The sequence below is a fragment of the Microbacterium oleivorans genome (assembly GCF_023715745.1).
Classification (GTDB): domain Bacteria; phylum Actinomycetota; class Actinomycetes; order Actinomycetales; family Microbacteriaceae; genus Microbacterium; species Microbacterium oleivorans_D.
Genome location: NZ_JAMBOV010000002.1, coordinates 147,581 through 165,762 on the forward strand (window position 1 = coordinate 147,581; position 18,182 = coordinate 165,762).

Annotated in this window: 17 protein-coding genes; 14 read left to right on the forward strand and 3 right to left on the reverse strand. The window is 70.8% G+C overall.

The annotated features are described in order from the left end of the window. Positions 1–32: 32 nt before the first annotated feature. The 3 genes from M3190_RS05505 (at position 33) to M3190_RS05515 (ending at position 3,793) form a co-directional block, all read left to right on the forward strand. The gene (locus tag M3190_RS05505; RefSeq protein WP_251579325.1) at positions 33–1,826 is read left to right on the forward strand and encodes a proline--tRNA ligase; all 1,794 of its coding nucleotides are present in this window, start codon (positions 33–35) and stop codon (positions 1,824–1,826) included. A gap of 61 nt (positions 1,827–1,887) precedes the next feature. Further along, positions 1,888–2,967 carry a TIGR00730 family Rossman fold protein gene (locus M3190_RS05510; RefSeq protein WP_251579327.1) on the forward strand — a complete coding sequence of 360 codons (1,080 nt, stop codon included), beginning with the start codon at positions 1,888–1,890 and terminating at the stop codon, positions 2,965–2,967. Between the two features lie 4 nt (positions 2,968–2,971). Continuing rightward, positions 2,972–3,793: a hypothetical protein gene (locus M3190_RS05515; protein WP_251579329.1), complete on the forward strand. Its 822-nt coding sequence runs from the start codon at positions 2,972–2,974 to the stop codon at positions 3,791–3,793. A gap of 3 nt (positions 3,794–3,796) precedes the next feature. Here the strand turns inward: M3190_RS05515 and M3190_RS05520 are convergent, their stop codons facing one another. Then, positions 3,797–4,597 (reverse strand): DUF1206 domain-containing protein, encoded by an 801-nt coding sequence (locus M3190_RS05520; protein WP_251579331.1) that lies wholly within the window; start codon positions 4,595–4,597, stop codon positions 3,797–3,799. Positions 4,598–4,717: 120 nt separating this feature from the next. Here M3190_RS05520 and nusA point away from each other — a divergent pair, with 120 nt between their 5' ends. From nusA to rbfA, 4 genes are all read left to right on the forward strand, one after another. Beyond that, positions 4,718–5,707 (forward strand): transcription termination factor NusA, encoded by a 990-nt coding sequence (gene nusA, locus M3190_RS05525; protein WP_251579333.1) that lies wholly within the window; start codon positions 4,718–4,720, stop codon positions 5,705–5,707. Positions 5,708–5,716: 9 nt separating this feature from the next. Continuing rightward, a complete protein-coding gene (locus tag M3190_RS05530; RefSeq protein WP_251579335.1) occupies positions 5,717–5,983 on the forward strand; it encodes a YlxR family protein in 267 nt (88 codons plus the stop codon). Positions 5,984–6,075: 92 nt separating this feature from the next. After that, complete coding sequence (gene infB, locus M3190_RS05535; RefSeq protein WP_251579337.1) at positions 6,076–8,790, forward strand: translation initiation factor IF-2; 2,715 nt, start codon at positions 6,076–6,078, stop codon at positions 8,788–8,790. 138 nt (positions 8,791–8,928) lie between these two features. Then, positions 8,929–9,363 (forward strand): 30S ribosome-binding factor RbfA, encoded by a 435-nt coding sequence (gene rbfA, locus M3190_RS05540; protein WP_251579339.1) that lies wholly within the window; start codon positions 8,929–8,931, stop codon positions 9,361–9,363. Between the two features lie 9 nt (positions 9,364–9,372). On the opposite strand, the gene M3190_RS05545 is transcribed toward rbfA, so the two are convergent. Further along, a complete protein-coding gene (locus M3190_RS05545) occupies positions 9,373–10,239 on the reverse strand; it encodes an A/G-specific adenine glycosylase (protein WP_251579341.1) in 867 nt (288 codons plus the stop codon). Positions 10,240–10,262: 23 nt separating this feature from the next. On the opposite strand from M3190_RS05545, the gene truB reads away from it, so the two are divergent. From truB to M3190_RS05565, 4 genes are read left to right on the forward strand one after another with little or no spacing between them, the layout of a single operon-like run. Continuing rightward, positions 10,263–11,156 carry a tRNA pseudouridine(55) synthase TruB gene (gene truB / locus M3190_RS05550; protein ID WP_251579344.1) on the forward strand — a complete coding sequence of 298 codons (894 nt, stop codon included), beginning with the start codon at positions 10,263–10,265 and terminating at the stop codon, positions 11,154–11,156. Further along, on the forward strand, positions 11,153–11,521 hold the full coding sequence (locus M3190_RS05555; protein WP_251579346.1) for a hypothetical protein: 369 nt from the start codon (positions 11,153–11,155) through the stop codon (positions 11,519–11,521). Before truB ends, M3190_RS05555 begins: the two co-directional genes overlap by 4 nt. Before the next feature lie 44 nt (positions 11,522–11,565). Next, on the forward strand, positions 11,566–12,021 hold the full coding sequence (locus M3190_RS05560) for a hypothetical protein (protein WP_251579348.1): 456 nt from the start codon (positions 11,566–11,568) through the stop codon (positions 12,019–12,021). Continuing rightward, positions 12,018–12,983: a bifunctional riboflavin kinase/FAD synthetase gene (locus tag M3190_RS05565; RefSeq protein WP_251579350.1), complete on the forward strand. Its 966-nt coding sequence runs from the start codon at positions 12,018–12,020 to the stop codon at positions 12,981–12,983. Before M3190_RS05560 ends, M3190_RS05565 begins: the two co-directional genes overlap by 4 nt. Before the next feature lie 15 nt (positions 12,984–12,998). Here M3190_RS05565 and deoC read toward each other — a convergent pair whose 3' ends face one another. Continuing rightward, positions 12,999–13,709: a deoxyribose-phosphate aldolase gene (gene deoC, locus M3190_RS05570; RefSeq protein ID WP_251579352.1), complete on the reverse strand. Its 711-nt coding sequence runs from the start codon at positions 13,707–13,709 to the stop codon at positions 12,999–13,001. A 238-nt stretch (positions 13,710–13,947) separates the two neighbouring features. Between deoC and M3190_RS05575 the strand changes: the two genes are divergently transcribed. From M3190_RS05575 to M3190_RS05585, 3 genes are all read left to right on the forward strand, one after another. Further along, positions 13,948–16,104 carry a DEAD/DEAH box helicase gene (locus M3190_RS05575; RefSeq protein WP_251579354.1) on the forward strand — a complete coding sequence of 719 codons (2,157 nt, stop codon included), beginning with the start codon at positions 13,948–13,950 and terminating at the stop codon, positions 16,102–16,104. Positions 16,105–16,197: 93 nt separating this feature from the next. Next, a complete protein-coding gene (locus M3190_RS05580; RefSeq protein WP_251579357.1) occupies positions 16,198–17,226 on the forward strand; it encodes an ATP-dependent 6-phosphofructokinase in 1,029 nt (342 codons plus the stop codon). Between the two features lie 11 nt (positions 17,227–17,237). Beyond that, complete coding sequence (locus M3190_RS05585; protein ID WP_251579359.1) at positions 17,238–18,179, forward strand: DMT family transporter; 942 nt, start codon at positions 17,238–17,240, stop codon at positions 18,177–18,179. Positions 18,180–18,182: the final 3 nt, after the last annotated feature.

Below are 18,182 nucleotides of genomic sequence, written 5' to 3' on the forward strand. Positions count from 1 at the left end.
CGGGAGAGCGCGCGCACCTAGACTTGACGCTCGTGGTCACCCGTCTCTCGACATACTTCCTCCGCACGCTCCGCGAAGACCCGGCCGACGCCGAGGTCACCAGCCACCGTCTGCTGGTGCGCGCCGGCTACATCCGCCGCGCCGCCCCGGGCATCTTCACCTGGCTGCCGCTGGGCCTTCGCGTCAAGGCGAAGCTCGAGCAGATCATCCGCGAGGAGATGGCGACCGCCGGGGCATTCGAGGTCCACTTCCCCGCCCTCCTTCCGCGCGACCCCTACGAGCAGTCCGGACGGTGGACGTCCTACGGAGACGGCATCTTCCGGCTGCAGGACCGCAAGGGCGCCGACTACCTCCTCGCCCCGACGCACGAGGAGATGTTCACGCTGCTCGTGAAGGATCTGTACTCGTCGTACAAGGACCTGCCGCTGACGATCTTCCAGATCCAGGACAAGTACCGGGATGAGGCGCGGCCCCGCGCGGGCCTGCTCCGCGGCCGTGAATTCACGATGAAGGACGCCTATTCGTTCGACTACACGGACGCAGGGCAGGATGCGTCGTATCAGTCGCAGCGGGATGCGTACGAGCGGATCTTCACCCGGCTCGGTCTCGAGTACGTGATCGTCGCCGCCGACAACGGGCTGATGGGGGGCGCGCGCAGCGAGGAGTTCCTCCACCCCATCGCGGTCGGCGAGGACACCTTCGTCCGTTCGGGCGGTGGGTACGCCGCCAACGTCGAAGCCTTCACGACCGTCGTGCCCGACGCCCTGCCGATCCCCGACGGGGCGCCGGTCGTCTTCGACTCGCCCAACACTCCGACGATCGAGACGCTCGTCGCTCACGCGAACGCCCACCTCGACGCGCCGGTCCCCGGTGTCGCCGGTCCCGCGACCGACGGCGCCCAGGCGTGGACGGCGGCCCACACCCTGAAGAACGTCGTCCTCGCGCTCACGCACCTCGACGGCACCCGCGAGCTGGTGGTCGTCGGCATCCCGGGAGACCGCGACGTCGAGGACAAGCGCGCCGAGGTCGCCTTCGCCCCCGCCGCCGTCGAGGCCGCGACCGAGGCCGATTTCGCGAAGCACCCCGGTCTCGTGAAGGGGTACATCGGCCCCTGGTCGGCGAGCGGGCCGGTCCTCGGCGAAGAGTCCGCCACCGGCATCCGCTACCTCGTGGACCCCCGCGTCGTCACGGGCACGGCATGGGTCACGGGTGCGAACGAGCACGAGAAGCACGCGCACTCTGTCGTCATGGGCCGTGACTTCGCGGCCGACGGTGTCATCGACGTCTCCGATGTGCGCGCCGGGGACCCCGCGCCCGACGGTTCGGGCCCGGTCGAGCTGGCACGCGGTATGGAGATCGGGCACGTGTTCCAGCTGGGGCGGTTCTTCGCCGAGACGCTCGGGCTCAAGGTGCTCGACGAGAACGGCAAGCTCGTCACGGTGACCATGGGCTCGTACGGCATCGGTGTCACCCGCATCCTCGCGATCCTGGCGGAGCTGAACAACGACGACCGCGGGCTCATCTGGCCGGAGTCGATCGCGCCGTTCGACGTGCACGTCGTCGCGACCGGTCGCGATGCGGCGGCGTTCGAGCTCGCCGAGACGCTCGCCGCCGACCTCGAGTCCGCGGGCCGCGACGTGCTCCTCGACGATCGGCCGAAGGTCTCCCCGGGCGTGAAGTTCGGCGACGCCGAGCTCGTCGGTGTCCCGTGGATCCTCATCGTGGGACGCGGTGCCGCCGAGGGGCAGGTCGAGCTGTGGGACCGCCGCTCGGGCGAGCGCACGACGCTGGCCGCCGCCGAGGCGGTCGCGGCGCTCACCGCCTGAGCTGCGGCATCCGTCGTCATCCGTTCACCCGACGGAAGCCGGATCGTGACAGCCTGGGGAGATGTCGCCGAGTTCCGCATCCTCCCTCGACGGTGACGTCACCGACGCCGTCCGCGCCCTCCTGACGGAAGCCGGTGTGACCGACGACGCCGATCTCGTCGCCCGCATCCTCGTCACGGGGCTGGGGATGGGGGTCGACGACACCGACAGACTCGACCTGAAGATCGCGTCGGCCGCGCTCGCGGAGATGCGCTCCGCGTTCGCGCTGTTCGCGCCCTACCGGGCGAACCCGAAGGTGACCATCTTCGGCTCCGCGCGAACGCGCCCGAACGATCCGCTGTACCGGGCCGCCGCCGACATCGCCGGTGCGCTGGCGCAGCGCGGGTGGATGGTGGTGACGGGCGCCGGTCCCGGCATCATGCAGGCCGCTGCGGAAGGGGCAGGACCGGACCACTCCCTGGGGGTCTCGATCCGGCTGCCGTTCGAGGAGAAGCCGAACGCGGTGATCGCCGAGGCGGACCGCGTCGTCGCCATGAAGTACTTCTTCACGCGCAAGCTCATGCTCGTGAAGGAGTCCCGCGGCTTCGTCTGCGTCCCGGGAGGCTTCGGCACGCTCGACGAGCTGTTCGAACTGCTCACGCTGCAGCAGACGGGCAAGGCCGAGCCGACGCCGATCGTGCTGCTGGACGCTCCCGGGGGGACGTTCTGGCAGGGATTGGAGAGGTTCGCGGCGGACCACCTGATCCCCTCGGGGGTGATCTCGCCGGATGATCTCGACCGGGTGCTCGTGACCGACTCCGTGGCGGAGGCCGAGGCCGAGATCACCGGCTTCTGGCGCAACTACGACTCGCTGCGCTGGATCGGTTCCCGTCTCGTGCTGCGACTGTGCGCGGAGCCGACGGATGCCGAGGTCGACGACCTGAGTCGGCGGTTCTCCCACCTGCTGACCGGCGGACGCATCCAACGCACCGCACCCCTGCGCCGGGAGCGACAGGACGGCGACCGGCTGGAGCTGCCGCGGCTGCTGCTCGACTTCGACCGTCACCGCATCGGCGAGTTGCACCACCTCATCCGCGCCGTCAACGAGCTGCCCTCGGCGCCGCCCGCGAGCCCACCGATCGAACCGCACGCCGTACCCTGAGGTCATGATCCGGCTGCAGCGTCGCGTCGCCCTCGCGGCGCTGCTCGCGGCGGGATTCGCGCTTCCGGCCGGCTGCGCATCGGCACCCGTTCCCACCTCGACGCCGAGCCCTGCCGTCCGGGTCTGGTTGCATCAGGAGCGCTCCGACGAGGCGGCCCGCAGAGCACAGATCCGGATCGCGAACGACTCGCCGGACGAGCTGGATGTGCGGAGCGTCCGTCTCGTCGACGACCGCCTCGGCGACGCGGTGGAGACGGAGGGGTGGGCGCTCGGTCCTGGCGAGTCGATCGACCTGCCCGTGATGCTCCCCGAGGTCGCGTGCGAGGACGAGTCGCCCGACCGGGCGTGGGAGGTCACCCTGGAAGACGGCCAGCTGCTGCGAGGCGCGCTCGAGGACGCTCTCGGGTTCCTCGACCGGCTCCGCGCCCGGGAGTGCCTGGCTGCCGAGGTCGCCCGAGCGGTGAGGGTGTCGTGGGGTGAGGTGCGGGTGTCGGCGTCCGATGATGCCGTGCTGCCGCTGCGGATCGAGACGATCGACGCCTCGGCCGACGTGGCCGTCGTCGCAGTCCGGTCCACGAACCTTCTCCAGTTCGGCCCTGGCGTGGCGATCTACCCGGTCGGGGGTCGCACAGGGACGTTCGAGGTCCCCCTCGTCCCGCAGCGATGCGATCCGCACGTCGTGCAGGAGGACAAGCGCGGGACCGTCTTCGGTGTCGACGTCGAGGTGCACGGAGAGGCGGGGCGGATCGAGGTGGCGGCGGGGGAGCGCAACAGGGCGCGGATCCTCAGCTGGGTCGGCGAGATCTGCCGGTTCGGCGGGAGGTGACCGTCAGAGCTTCGCGTAGCGGGTGCGCAGGAAGCTGAAGACGGCGTAGACGACGAGGCCGAGCCCGACGAGGAAGACGAGCGCGGGCCCGATCATCTGCTCCAGCAGGGCCTCGATGGCGGCGTCGAAGCCGCCGGCGGCCGCCGAGTCCTGCTTGACCGCCGCGACGATGAGGAGGATGCCGACGATGAGCACCGACATCCCCTTCCCGATGTAGCCGAGGACCCCCGACACGGTGACGGCGGTGCCCATCGGGCCGCTCGGAATGCGGACCTGCTTGTCGAAGGACCGGCGGACGCCGATCGAGGCGAAGACGAGCGCTCCGATCACGAGGCCGACTCCGGCCGCGGCCACGACGAAGACGCCTCCGGGCGTGTCCAGCAGGCCGCGCGTGATCTCCTGAGCGGTGCGGTCGCCGTCAGGGCGGGCGCCGAGCGCGACCGTGATCGCGATGGCGCCGAGGGCCAGATAGACGAGCGACTGGCCGGCTGCCGAGCCGCGCCGTCCCCAGGCCGAGGCATCCCTGCCCTTGGTGAGGAATGCCCGCAGAGCCTGGAACAGTCCCAGGGCGGTCAGGAGGAGACCGAGGATCCACACGAGCAGCAAGCCGAGAGGAGCCTCGAGCAGGGACTTGAAGACGCCCGCCTGATCGGACTCGCCGCGTCCACCGAAGGAGATGACGATGACGACGACCCCGAAGACGAGGTGGACGACGCCGTTGGCGGCGTAGCCCCCGCGGGCCAGCGCCCGGGCGACGGGGGAGCGGCGCACACTGCGTGCGGCCTCCTCCACGGCATCGGTCATCCGTCGATCTTCTCAGGTCGCACGCGGTCCCATCGGGTAACGTTGGTGGGATGCCGCGACGCACCGGGAGACCGGGCGTGATCGCGGCGCCGTGTTGAGCAACTGAAAAGGGAGGCACCTGTGGACATCGACCTGGGGCTGCTGCGGACTGTCGAGCGCGAGCGGGAGATCCCGTTCGACGAACTGGTCCGGATCATCGAGCAGGCCATCCTGACCGCTTACGCGAAGCACACCTCTCCCGACGGTGAACTCCCCGACGGCGCGCGCGCCCGCCTCGACCGCAAGACCGGTCACGTCGCGGTGTACATCCCGCTGCGCGACGAGGAGGGCGCGGTCATCGGCGAGGAGGAGTCCACGCCCGACGACTTCGGCCGGATCGCCGCCTTCGCCGCCAAGCAGGTCATCAGCCAGCGACTGCGCGACATCGCCGACGACGCCGTGCTCGGCGAGTTCAAGGGCAAGGAGGGCGACATCGTCGCCGGTGTGGTCCAGCAGGGTCCGAACCCCCGCATGGTGCACGTCGACCTCGGCACGATCGAGGCGATCCTTCCCCCCGAGGAGCAGGTCCCCGGCGAGGACTACGCACACGGCTCACGCCTGCGTGTCTACGTGACCTCGGTGTCGAAGGGTCTGAAGGGACCGCAGATCACCGTCTCGCGTACGCACCCCGGCCTCGTCCGCAAGCTCTTCGCCCTCGAGGTCCCCGAGATCGCCTCGGGCGTCGTCGAGATCGTCTCGCTCGCGCGGGAAGCCGGCCATCGCACCAAGATCGCGGTCAAGGCGAACGATCCGGCCGTCAACGCGAAGGGCGCCTGCATCGGCGAGCTCGGTCGCCGCGTGCGCGCGGTCACGGAGGAGCTGGGCGGCGAGAAGATCGACATCGTCGACTACGACGAGACGCTGCCCAAGTTCGTCGCCAACGCCCTCTCGCCGGCCAAGGTGACCTCGAGCTTCGTGCTCGATCAGGCCACGAAGGCCGTGCGCGCGCTCGTCCCCGACTATCAGCTGTCGCTGGCGATCGGGAAGGAAGGGCAGAACGCCCGGCTCGCGGCGAAATTGACCGGCGCGAAGATCGACATCCAGCCCGACAGCATTCTCGACGAGTCCTGACGCGGTAGGATGGAACCTGTTCGAACGTGCGTGGGATGCCGCGCGCGTGCCCCCCGGTCCTCGTTGCTTCGCATCGTGGCCCGGGACGGTGCCCTCGTCATCGACGAGAAGGCCGTCCTGCCGGGAAGGGGCGCGTGGGTGCATGACACGGACAGGTGCGTGAGCACCGCCCTCACACGACGCGCATTCGGACGCGCACTACGGGCATCCACTCCACTGGACACAGCGGAACTGGATGCGCGGACCACCAGAGAATCCCTCCAGCGAAACGGCTGAACGGCTATGGACACAAAGTGAACGGCTCGAAATGAGACCCGTCCGCGAATGACGGTCCGCCCTGTCCGGGGCGGGCCCCAGACAGGAGAATTGTGGCAAAACCACGCGTGCACGAGATCGCTTCCGAGCTCGGCGTCGACAGTAAAGTCGCCCTCGCGAAGCTGAAGGAGCTCGGCGAATTCGTCAAGAGCCCCTCATCCACCATCGAGCCCCCTGTGGCTCGCAAGCTCCGCGCCGCCCTCGAGGCGGAAGGCGTGAAGGCACCTGCCGCCGCGCCCGCGAAGCCCGCGGCGAAGGCCCCGACATCCGGCGTGACCCCCGGTCCCCGCCCGTCGGCGCCCAAGCCCGCCCCGGCCCCCGAGCCCGCCGCGCCGGCGGCGCCCGCTCCGTCGGCCGCCGAGAAGCCCGCACCGTCGGCCCCCGAGGGCGGCGCGCCGAAGCCCGGCGCCCCCGCTCCCGCCAAGCCCGCCCCGCAGGCGCCCCGTCCCGGTGGTGCCCCGCGCCCCGGTAACAACCCCTTCGCCAGCTCGCAGGGCATGGGTCAGCGTCCCGCCGGCCCCCGTCCCGGCAACAACCCCTTCGCGTCGTCGCAGGGCATGGGCCAGCGTCCGACCCCGGGCAACATCCCGCGTCCGCAGGCGCCGCGTCCCGGCGCCCCCCGTCCCGGCGCGCCGCGTCCCGGTGGCGCCGGTCGTCCCGGTGGCGGCGGTCGTCCCGGCGCGCCCTTCCAGCAGCGTCCGGGCGGTCCCGGTCGTCCCGGTGGCGGCGGCTTCGGCGCTCCGCGTCCGGGAGCCCCGGCTGGTGGTTTCGCCGGTCGTCCCGGTGGCGGCGGTGGCCGTGGCCGTGGGCCCGGTGGTGGTACCGCCGGTGCCTTCGGTAAGGGCGGCGGCAAGTCGAAGCAGCGCAAGTCGCGTCGGGCGAAGCGGCAGGAATTCGAGATGCGGTCGGCGCCGGTCGTCGGCGGCGTCAACGTCCAGAAGGGCAACGGCGAGGTCATCCGGCTCCGCCGCGGCGCATCCATCGCGGACTTCGCCGACAAGCTCGAGGCCCTGCGCGGGTACACCGTCCAGCCCGGCACCCTGGTGACGATCCTCTTCAACCTCGGCGAGATGGCCACGGCCACCGAGTCGCTGGACGAGGCGACGTTCGAGATCCTCGGCGAGGAGCTCGGCTACAAGATCCAGATGGTCTCGCCCGAGGACGAGGACAAGGAGCTCCTCGAGGGCTTCGGTCTCGACCTCGAGGCCGAGCTGGAGGCGGAGAACGAGGACGACCTCGAGATCCGTCCTCCCGTGGTCACCGTCATGGGCCACGTCGACCACGGTAAGACCCGACTGCTCGACGCCATCCGTCAGACCAACGTGGTCGCGGGCGAGGCCGGCGGCATCACGCAGCACATCGGTGCGTACCAGGTCTGGACCGAGCACGAGGGCATCGAGCGCGCCATCACCTTCATCGACACTCCCGGTCACGAGGCGTTCACCGCCATGCGTGCCCGTGGTGCGCAGGTGACCGACCTCGCGATCCTCGTGGTCGCGGCCGACGACGGCATCATGCCGCAGACGGTCGAGGCGCTGAACCACGCTCAGGCGGCGAACGTGCCGATCGTGGTCGCGGTCAACAAGGTCGACAAGCCCGACGCCAACCCGGCGAAGGTCCGTCAGCAGCTCACCGAGTACGGCCTGGTCGCCGAGGAGTACGGCGGCGACGTCATGTTCGTCGACGTCTCGGCGCGTCAGAACATCGGCATCCAGGATCTCCTCGACGCCGTGCTGCTCACCGCCGACGCGGGTCTGGACCTCACGGCCAACCCGAACAAGGCGGCGCGCGGTGTCGCGATCGAAGCGAAGCTCGACAAGGGCCGCGGTTCGGTCGCCACGGTGCTGATCCAGTCGGGAACGCTCCGTGTCGGTGACGCGATCGTCGCGGGCACTGCCTACGGACGCGTCCGCGCCATGATCGACGAGAACGGCGATGCGGTCGAGGAGGCCTACCCGTCGCGTCCGGTCCAGGTGCAGGGTCTGAACTCCGTGCCCCGCGCCGGTGACGTCTTCATCGTCACCGAAGAGGACCGCATGGCCCGCCAGATCGCCGAGAAGCGTGAAGCGGTCGAGCGCAACGCCCAGCTGGCCAAGGCCCGCAAGCGCATCTCGCTCGAGGACTTCACCCGCGCTCTCGAAGAGGGCAAGGTCGAGTCGCTCAACCTCATCATCAAGGGTGACGTCTCGGGTGCCGTCGAGGCCCTCGAGGAGTCGCTGCTCAAGATCGAGGTCGACGACAGCGTCCAGCTGCGCATCATCCACCGCGGTGTCGGTGCGATCACCGAGTCGGACATCAACCTGGCGACAATCGACAACGCGATCGTCATCGGCTTCAACGTCCGCCCCGACACGAAGGCCCGCGAGCGTGCCTCCCGCGAGGGCGTGGACGTCCGGTTCTACTCGGTCATCTACAACGCAATCGACGACGTCGAGCAGTCGCTCAAGGGCATGCTCAAGCCGGAGTTCGAAGAGGTGCAGTCGGGTGTCGCCGAGATCCGCGAGGTGTTCCGCTCCTCGAAGTTCGGCAACATCGCCGGTGTCATCGTCCGCTCGGGCACGATCACGCGCAACGCCAAGGCGCGGGTCATCCGCGACGGCGTCGTGATCGCCGACGGCCTGGCCATCGAGTCGCTGCGCCGCTTCAAGGATGACGTCACCGAGGTCCGCACGGACTTCGAAGCCGGTATTGGCCTCGGCAAGTACAACGACATCCAGATCGGCGACGAGATCGAGACGACCGAGATGGTGGAGAAGCCGCGCGGCTGATCCTCAGGTCGCTACGGACTCGGATGTCCGTCCTCGGCAAGAGCGGGGCCCCTACCCCGATTGCCTCGGACGGACATCCGAGTCCTCCGCAGTTTCCGGCCAGCCGTATCGCGGGCCGGGTAGAGAAGGAGAAGGATTATGGCCGGGGAACGGCAGGCACGGTTGGCGGACCGCATCCGCGTGCTCATCGCGGAGCGACTCGAGAAGGGGCTGCGCGACCCGCGGCTCGGATTCGTCACGATCACCGACGTGCGCGTCACGGGTGACCTGCAGCACGCGTCGGTGTTCTACACGGTCTACGGCGACGACGAGGCCCGCGAGGGCACGGCTGCGGCGCTGAAGGCCGCGACGGGGATGCTGCGCAGCGAGGTCGGGCGTCAGCTCGGCACGCGCCTGACCCCGTCGCTGGAGTTCATCCTCGACGGGCTGCCCGAGAACGCGGGCCACATCGAGGACCTGCTGCGCGAGGCGCGTGAGCGCGACGCAGCGGTGGCCGCCACCGCGGCCGGTGGCAGCTACGCCGGCGAGGCGGACCCGTACGTGAAGCCGCGCGAAAGCGACGACGAGGACTGACGGGGCCGATCAGCGGGGAAGGTGCAGCGCGCCGCCCGTGACCTCGACGAGTCCGTCGGCGATCAACGAGTCGATGGCACGGTCCCGCTGCACGGGATCGGGCCACTCCGGGGCCACCTCGTCCGCAGGGACGGGGTGGCCTTCGGCATCCCGCAGCACCTTCATGACCGCGCCGCGCGCCTGGCGGTCGCTGCCCTCGTACCGCGCCTGCTTGCGTCTGCCGTCCCCGGTGTCGGGGTATCCGGCCGCACGCCAGGCGCACAGGTCCGTGAGCGGGCATGCTTCGCACCGGGGCGACCGCGCCGTGCAGACCACCGCGCCGAGTTCCATCGCGGCGGCGTTGACGATCGCCGCCTGCGCGTCGTCCTCGGGCAGGATCGCCGTCATCGCGGCCAGATCGGCTCTCGCCGGCGGCCCCGGCTGCGACCGGCCGTCGACGGCGCGGGCCAGGACGCGACGCGTGTTGGTGTCGACGACGGGATGCCGGTCCGCGTACGCGAAGACCGCCACCGCGCGTGCGGTGTAGTCGCCGATCCCGGTGAGGGCCAGGAGCGCGTCGACGTCGCGGGGCACCACCCCGTCGTGGCGATCCCGGATCTCGGTCGCGGCGCGGTGCAGCCAGAGCGCACGGCGGGGGTAGCCGAGATTCGCCCACAGGCGCACCGCCTCCGCCGGGGGAGAGGCTGCGAGATCGGCGGGTGTCGGCCATCGTGCGAGCCACTCCTCGAGCCGCGGGATGACCCGCGCCACCGGCGTCTGCTGCAGCATGAACTCGCTGACGAGGGTGCCCCAGGCGCCGAATCCCTCTCGGCGCCACGGCAGATCACGCGCGTTCTCGCGGTACCACGCGATCAGCGGCGAGGCGAGGTCGGGCACCGCTCCAGCCTAGGCTGGAAGCCATGCAGCAGAGCCAGGGGAGCGGCGGGATCCTCCTTGTCGACAAGCCGGCCGGCGTCACGAGCCATGACGTCGTCGCCCGCGCCCGCCGCGCGCTGAACACCCGCAAGATCGGCCACGCCGGCACGCTCGACCCCATGGCGACCGGTCTGCTCGTCCTCGGCGTCGGCCACGCGACCCGGCTCCTCACGTACGTCGTCGGGCTCGACAAGACCTACGAGGCCACGATCCGCCTCGGGGTGAGCACGGACTCCGACGATGCCGACGGTGTCGAGACCGCACGGACGGATGCGGCAGGCGTGACCGACGAGGCGATCCACCGCGGCATCCGGTCGCTCACCGGGCCGATCTCGCAGGTGCCGAGCACCGTCTCCGCCATCAAGGTCGGAGGGCGGCGGGCCTACGATCTCGCTCGCGCGGGCGAGCAGGTCGAGCTGAAGGCGCGGGACGTCGTCATCAGCCGGTTCGACGTACTCGGCATCCGACGGGAGGAACGAATCGTCGACGTCGACGTCATCGTGGACTGCTCGAGCGGCACCTACATCCGTGCCCTCGCCCGTGACCTCGGCGCCGACCTCGGCGTGGGCGGGCACCTCACGGCGCTCCGCCGCACCCGGATCGGCCCGTTCGGCGTCGCCGATGCCGTCACCGAGCTGACCGTCGAGGCGCCGCTGCAGGATGCCGCGGGTGTCGCGGCATCCCTCCTCGGCTCGTTCCCGGTCACGGCGGACGAGGCGAGAGACCTCCGCCACGGCAAGCGCCTCCTCGGGGCATCCGATCGGTTGCAGACCGAGACGCCCGCTGCGATCGCCCCCGACGGCACGCTCATCGGGATCGTCGGTCGGCGCGGCGACGACGTGAAGAGCCTGATGAACATGCCCGAGGAGCAGCCGTGATCGCCTGGTTCACCGTCGTCCAGATCGTGGTCGCGTGCGCGGCGGGGCTGCTGTGCACGGTGCTGGGCCTCGCGGGGCGCCGTCCGAGCGACCTCTCGGTCGGCACGCAAGCCCTCGTGCTGCTGCTGCTGATCGTGCAGGTCGTCATCGCGATCATCGCCCCGCTCGCGGGAAACCCGCCGACGGGCGACCTGCTCGAGTTCTGGGTGTACCTCGTCTCGGCCGTCCTCATCCCGCCGGCCGCCGTTGCGTGGGCGCTCATCGAGCGCGGTCGCTGGAGCACGGTCGTCATGGGTGTGGCCGCGTTCGCGATCGCGATCATGATCTGGCGGATGAACGTCATCTGGACGGTGCAGGTCGCCTGACCCGGGCCGACCCGTCGCCGCGGCGGTCGTAGGATTGAGGTGCCATGCCTGAGACCGCGCCGACCTCGACCGCTCCGTCGGCTGCACCCCGACGCCGGATGACGGGTGTCGGACGCGTCCTCGTGGTCGTCTACGCCATCATGGCGCTCGGGGCGACGGGACGCTCGTTCGTCCAGATCGTGCGCGAGTTCGACGAAGCCCCCCTCGCGTATTCGCTGTCCGCGCTCGCGGCCCTCGTCTACATCCTCGCCACCCTCGCCCTGATCTTCAGCGCGTCGGAGCGCTGGTACCGCGTCGCCTGGGCGGCGATCGTCTTCGAGCTCGTCGGCGTCCTCGTCGTCGGAACGCTCTCGCTCACGCATCCCGAGCTGTTCGACCACCCGACGGTGTGGTCGGGATACGGCATCGGGTACGTCCTGATCCCTCTCGTGCTGCCGTTCCTGGGCCTGTGGTGGCTCATCGCGCACCGACGCGCCCGCCCTGCGGGGGACGCCGCGTGATCGTCTTCCGCGATCCCGCCGAGGTGCCCGCCGACTTCGGGCCGAGTGTCGTCGCCATCGGCAAGTTCGACGGCGTGCACTCCGGTCACCGCGCCGTGATCGACCGTGCGCGCGTCGCGGCGATGGATGCCGCCGCGCGGGTGGTCGCGGTCACGTTCGACCGCAACCCGCTCGCCCTGCTGCGACCGGATCGCTGCCCGGAGCCCCTCGTGAGCGTCGAGCAGAAGATCGCCCTCCTCGCCGACTCCGGCGTCGACGCGGTGCTGGTCCTCAGGTTCGACGAGGGACTCGCCGGTCTCGCGCCCGAGGAGTTCGCGCAGCGGATCCTCGTCGATGCGCTGCGCTCCGTGTGCGTCATGGTCGGCGTCGACTTCCGGTTCGGGCGAGGGGGAGCGGGCGATCCCGCCTTCCTGACGTCCTTCGGCGCGGCGCACGGGTTCACCGTCGACGTCGTCGGTGACGTCCAGGGCGGGGGTCGCCGGGTCTCGTCCACCTGGGTGCGCGAGATGCTCGCGGCAGGCCAGGTCGAGGATGCGGCGCGGCTGCTCGGGCGCCCGCACGCCGTCCGTGCCGAGGTCGTCCACGGACTGCAGCGCGGGCGGGAGCTCGGCTACCCGACGGCGAATCTCGCCCAGACGGCCGAGGGGTTCATCCCCGCGGACGGTGTCTACGCCGGCTGGCTGATCGACGAGGGGACGGATGCCGGGCGCGTCCGCCCCGCGACGCGGTACCCCGCGGCGATCTCGGTCGGGACGAACCCCACGTTCGACGACGTGCCGCAGCGCCAGGTCGAGGCCTACGTCCTCGACGAGACCGGCCTCGACCTCTACGGGCACACCGTGCAGGTGCAGTTCACCGCGCGCATCCGCGGGATGGTCCGCTTCGAGGGCATCGAGGCCCTCATCGAGCGGATGGATGCCGACGTGGCAGAGGTCCGGGCCGCGTTGCAGCCCGGTACCTGAGAGACGGGAACGGGGTCAGTACGACGAGGAGTCGACGGCCCCGGTGGCCTGGTCGCCCGCGTCGATGCGGCGGGCTTCGCCGAGGATGACGGCGCTGCCGCTCGTGCCCAGCCGCGTCGCGCCGGCTTCGAGCATCGCGATCGCGTCGGCGTAGCTGCGGACACCGCCCGACGCCTTCACCTCGACATCCGCACCCACGGTGCGACGCATGAGCTCGACGTGCGGCACGGTCGCGCCGCCGCCGGCGAAGCCGGTCGACGTCTTGACGAAGTGCGCGCCGCCGGCCTCGGTGAGGCGGCTGCCGCGCTCGATCTGCTCCTCGTCGAGGAGAGCGGTCTCGAGGATGACCTTGGTGACCCGGCCTCCGGACGCCTCGACGACCGCACGGATGTCGTCGACCACGACGTCGTCGAAGCCCGAACGCAGTGCGCCGATGTTCACGACCATGTCGACCTCGCTCGCGCCGTCGGCGATCGCCTGACGGGTCTCGGCCACCTTGGCCGTCGTCGAGGTCGTGCCGTGCGGGAAGCCGATGACCGTGCCGACGGCCACGCCGGTGCCGGCGAGGCGCGCCACGGCGTGGGGGATGTCGCTGGGGCGCACGCACACGCTGAAGACGCGCCATTCGGCGGCGATGTCGAGCTCGGCGTCCACGTCTGCGCGGGTGAGCTCCGGCTTCAGGATCGCGTGGTCGATGGTGGCGGCGAGTTCGCGTTCGGTGGGCATGTCACCAGCGTACGCGGCGACGTGCACGACACCGGCGAGCCCGGTCGACGGGCGACGGCGGTGACGCGCTAGAATGAGGGGGAAGGGCCCGTCCCGTCGCCGCCGCTCGCAGAAGCGAGTACCCGCAGCCGTGACGACCCGGGGACCACATTCGTGTCGCGACCGACCTCGCGGCCTCGCAGACCGTCGTCTCGTACGACGCTCGCCGGCATCTGCCGGTGTCACGCTCAGGAGGAGCATGCCGACCACGGCAGCCACCGCCCCCAAGACCGCCGCTCGGCGTCGTCGGGGATCATCGTCGCGCCGAGACGACGAGGCACCCCTCATCCCGATCCTCGCCCGGAAGGTGCGCGAGGTCGAGGCCAAGGCCCAGCGGGGCAAGCTCGGGCCGACCAACCGCGTCAAGTTCCAGGTGATCGCCTTCCTCGTGCGCGAGGAGCGCGCGCGGGTGAAGGCGGCGGCCGACATCGCCGACGGCGCTCGCGCCGAGCTTCTGAAGCGTCTGGACGGCGTGGCGACGATCCTCGCGAAGACCGCCGCCCGCGACACCTCGCTCATCCAGCTGCTCGAAGTCGACCAGGCGGCCTCGCCGGTCGCGCGTCGCATGCGTCGTGACTGGCTCCTCGAGTCCGGGGCGGAGCTGCCCGAGGACGAGCTCATCATCACCGACGCGAAGCCCGTTCAGGCTCCGGTCGTCCCCGAGGCGATCGCGGACCGTCAGGTCGTGCCGCCGCAGGTCCAGGCCCGCAAGGAGGCCAACCCGTTCCTCGCCCCGGACGTCGCACTGCGCGCGCCGGTCGCGACGCCGCGACGCCGGCTCGACGGGTGGGAGCTGATGGGACCCCTCTACAAGGCGTTCGAGACCGGCGCCGGCGGCGGGTCCGCCACGATGGAGCTGCCCGCCGTCCCCGAGTTCGACCGCATCTCGCCCAAGGGTCTCGACGTGATGCCGCATCAGTCGCGGTTCCTCGAAGCCGTCCGCACCGGCCACCGCAGCTTCCTGCTGGCCGATGAGCCGGGCCTCGGCAAGACGGCGCAGTCGGTGCTCGCGGCATCCGTCGCCGACGCGTACCCGCTGCTGGTCGTCGTCCCGAACGTCGTGAAGATGAACTGGGCGCGCGAGGTCGAGCGGTGGACGCCCCAGCGCCGCGCCACCGTCATCCAAGGCGACGGCGAGACGATGGACGCCTTCGCGGACATCTTCATCGTCAACTACGAGATCCTCGACCGCCATCTGTCGTGGCTCAGCTCGATCGGCCTGAAGGGCATGGTCGTCGATGAGGCGCACTTCATCAAGAACCTCACGTCGCAGCGTTCGCGGAACGTGCTCGCCCTCGCCTCGCGGATCCGCGAGCAGGTGAGCGACCCCCTGCTGCTCGCCCTGACGGGCACGCCGCTCATCAACGACGTCGAGGACTTCGACGCCATCTGGCGGTTCCTCGGCTGGACGAACGGCGAGAAGCCAGGCCCCGAGCTGATGGCTCGCCTCGACGAGACCGGTCTGACGCCCGCCGACAAGGCGTTCTACCCCGAGGCCCGCTCCGCGGTCATCTCGATGGGCATCGTGCGACGCAAGAAGAAGGACGTCGCCGCCGACCTCCCGGACAAGCTCGTGGCCGACCTCCCCGTCGAGCTGGACGACGAGTTCGGCCGCTCGATCCGCGCCGCCGAACGCGAGCTGGGCGAGCGCCTCGCCGCGAAGTACCGCCGCATCATCGAGGCTCGCGGCGACCGCGTCATCCGCGGTGACGTCGACGAGGACATCGTGCGCCTCGTCGCGCACGGGGAGCTCGAAGAGGCCAAGGCCGCCGGCTCGGGCTCTGAGAACGTCTTCACGATGGTGCGTCGCATCGGTCAGGCCAAGTCCCACCTGGCCGCCGATTACGCGGTGCAGCTGCAGCGCTCTGTCGGCAAGGTCGTCTTCTTCGCCAAGCACATCGATGTGATGGATGCCGCGGAGGCGCACTTCGCGTCGGCGGGGCTCCGCACGGTCTCGATCCGCGGCGACCAGACCACGCCGGTCCGTCAGCAGGCGATCGACGCGTTCAACGGCGACCCGGACGTCGCCATCGCGGTGTGCTCGCTCACGGCGGCCGGCGTCGGCCTGAACCTCCAGGCCGCATCCAACGTCGTGCTCGCCGAGCTCAGCTGGACGGCCGCCGAGCAGACGCAGGCGATCGACCGCGTGCACCGCATCGGGCAGGACGAGCCGGTGACGGCCTGGCGCATCATCGCGGCGCACACGATCGACACGAAGATCGCCGAGCTCATCGACAGCAAGCAGGGACTCGCACAGCGCGCCCTCGACGGCGACGCGGTCGACCCGACCTCGAGCGACTCCGTGCAGATGTCGGCGCTCATGCACCTGCTCCGGCAGGCGCTCGGCGCCGCCTGAGTCCGCTCGGCTGGCAGGTGATGCCGTCGCGGCGATAGTGTCGTCGAGGCAGCGTCGCCCCCAGCATCAACCCGAGATCACCTAAGGACCATCATGAAGATCGGTATCCTCACGAGCGGCGGCGACTGCCCAGGCCTGAACGCCGTCATCCGGGGCATCGTGCTGAAGGGCACGACGACCTACGACATCGAGTTCGTGGGCATCCGCGACGGCTGGCGCGGTGTGGTCGACGGTGACTTCTTCCCCCTCACCCGTCACGAGGTGAAGGGTCTGTCCAAGGTCGGCGGAACGATCCTCGGCACGAGCCGGACGAACCCCTACGAGGGTCCCCGCGGCGGCGCCGAGAACATCTCCAAGACGATGTACGGCCACCGCCTCGACGGCATCGTCGCGATCGGCGGCGAGGGCACCCTGGCTGCCGCCGACCGACTGCACAAGGACGGCATCAACGTCCTGGGTGTGCCCAAGACGATCGACAACGACCTGCACGCCACCGACTACTCGTTCGGTTTCGACACCGCCGTGAACATCGCGACCGAGGCGATGGACCGGCTGCGGACCACCGGCGACTCCCACCAGCGCTGCATGGTCGCCGAAGTGATGGGGCGCCACGTCGGCTGGATCGCGCTGCACTCGGGTATCGCGGCGGGTGCACACGTCATCTGCATCCCCGAGCACCCGATGTCCATCGACGAGATCGCCGAGCAGGTGCAGAAGGCGCACGACCGCGGGCGCGCGCCGCTCGTGGTCGTCTCCGAGGGCTTCACCCTCACGGGGATGGAGGAGGCCTACAGCGACAAGGGCCTCGACGCCTTCAACCGTCCCCGTCTCGGCGGCATCAGTGAGATCCTCGCCCCCGAGATCGAGCGGATCACGGGTATCGAGACGCGGGCGACCGTCCTCGGCCACATCCAGCGCGGCGGATCGCCCTCGGGCTTCGACCGCGTGCTCGCCACGCGGCTGGGCCTCCACGCCGCAGACGCGGTCGTCGACGGTGCCTGGGGTCAGATGGTCGCCATGCAGGGCACCGAGATCGTGCGGGTGCCCTTCGCGGAGGCGCTCGGATCGCTGCACACCGTGCCGGCGCACCGCTACGAAGAAGCCGCCGCGCTGTTCGGTTGAGTACGGCCGGCGTGACGAGCCCGCCGGCGCGGCTGGCGCCCGCTCTGCTGGGAGCGGTGTCGGTCGGCGTCCTCACGGCCGTCCAAGCGCGCATCAACGGCCAGCTCGGCGTGCGTCTTGAGCATGCGATGGCCGCCGCGGTCATCTCCTTCGGGAGCGGCCTGTTGCTGATCGCGCTCGTCTCCGTGCTGACCCCCGCGGGGCGCCGCGGTGCGGCCCTGCTGACCCGCGGCATCCGTGAGCGCAGCATTCCGTGGTGGATGCTGGTGGGCGGCGCCGCGGGAGCGCTGACGGTCGGCACGCAGGCCGTCGCCGTCGGGATCGTGGGGGTGTCCCTCTTCACCGTCGGCATCGTCGCGGGGCAGACGGTGGGTGGTCTGATCCTCGACCGCGTCGGCTACGGGCCCGGCGGGGTGGTCGCGGTCACCGTCCCACGCCTGGTCGGCGGTGCGCTCGCGCTGGCCGCGGTGGGAGTCGTCCTGATCTCGGGGGACGGCCTCGCCGGTGTCCCCGTGTGGATGGTCGTGCTCCCCGTGGTCGTCGGTGCCGGACTCGCGTGGCAGCAGGCGACCAACGGCCGCCTGCGCGCCCGCGTCGGGACCCCCGTCACGGCGACGCTGGTGAACTTCACTCTGGGCACGGCGATCCTGGCGGTCCTGGCCGTCATCGTGACGATCGTCGAGGGCCCGCCGGCGCCGTTGCCGACCGAGCCGTGGCTGTACCTCGGCGGCGCGCTGGGCGTCACCTACATCATGCTGTCGGCCGCGCTCGTGGCACGCACGGGCGTGCTCCTGTTCGGGCTGGCGGCGGTGTCCGGCCAGCTCCTCGCGTCGCTCGCCCTCGACGTCCTGTGGCCCGCTCCGGCCGGTCCCGGCGTGGTGATCGAGGCCGTCACCGTCGTCATCGGCTTGACGTCGGTGTTCGTCGCGGCGTTCTGGCGCGTGCGCCGCTGACGC

Excerpts from the sequence above, each read along its gene's own strand:
- M3190_RS05515 (WP_251579329.1), top strand. The coding sequence starts at position 2,972 with ATGATCCGGCTGCAGCGTCGCGTCGCCCTCGCGGCGCTGCTCGCGGCG.
- M3190_RS05580 (WP_251579357.1), top strand. The coding sequence starts at position 16,198 with ATGAAGATCGGTATCCTCACGAGCGGCGGCGACTGCCCAGGCCTGAAC.
- M3190_RS05510 (WP_251579327.1), top strand. The coding sequence starts at position 1,888 with ATGTCGCCGAGTTCCGCATCCTCCCTCGACGGTGACGTCACCGACGCC.
- rbfA (WP_251579339.1), top strand. The coding sequence starts at position 8,929 with ATGGCCGGGGAACGGCAGGCACGGTTGGCGGACCGCATCCGCGTGCTC.
- M3190_RS05530 (WP_251579335.1), top strand. The coding sequence starts at position 5,717 with ATGGAACCTGTTCGAACGTGCGTGGGATGCCGCGCGCGTGCCCCCCGG.
- M3190_RS05520 (WP_251579331.1), bottom strand. The coding sequence starts at position 4,597 with ATGACCGATGCCGTGGAGGAGGCCGCACGCAGTGTGCGCCGCTCCCCC.
- M3190_RS05575 (WP_251579354.1), top strand. The coding sequence starts at position 13,948 with ATGCCGACCACGGCAGCCACCGCCCCCAAGACCGCCGCTCGGCGTCGT.
- truB (WP_251579344.1), top strand. The coding sequence starts at position 10,263 with ATGCAGCAGAGCCAGGGGAGCGGCGGGATCCTCCTTGTCGACAAGCCG.
- deoC (WP_251579352.1), bottom strand. The coding sequence starts at position 13,709 with ATGCCCACCGAACGCGAACTCGCCGCCACCATCGACCACGCGATCCTG.
- M3190_RS05560 (WP_251579348.1), top strand. The coding sequence starts at position 11,566 with ATGCCTGAGACCGCGCCGACCTCGACCGCTCCGTCGGCTGCACCCCGA.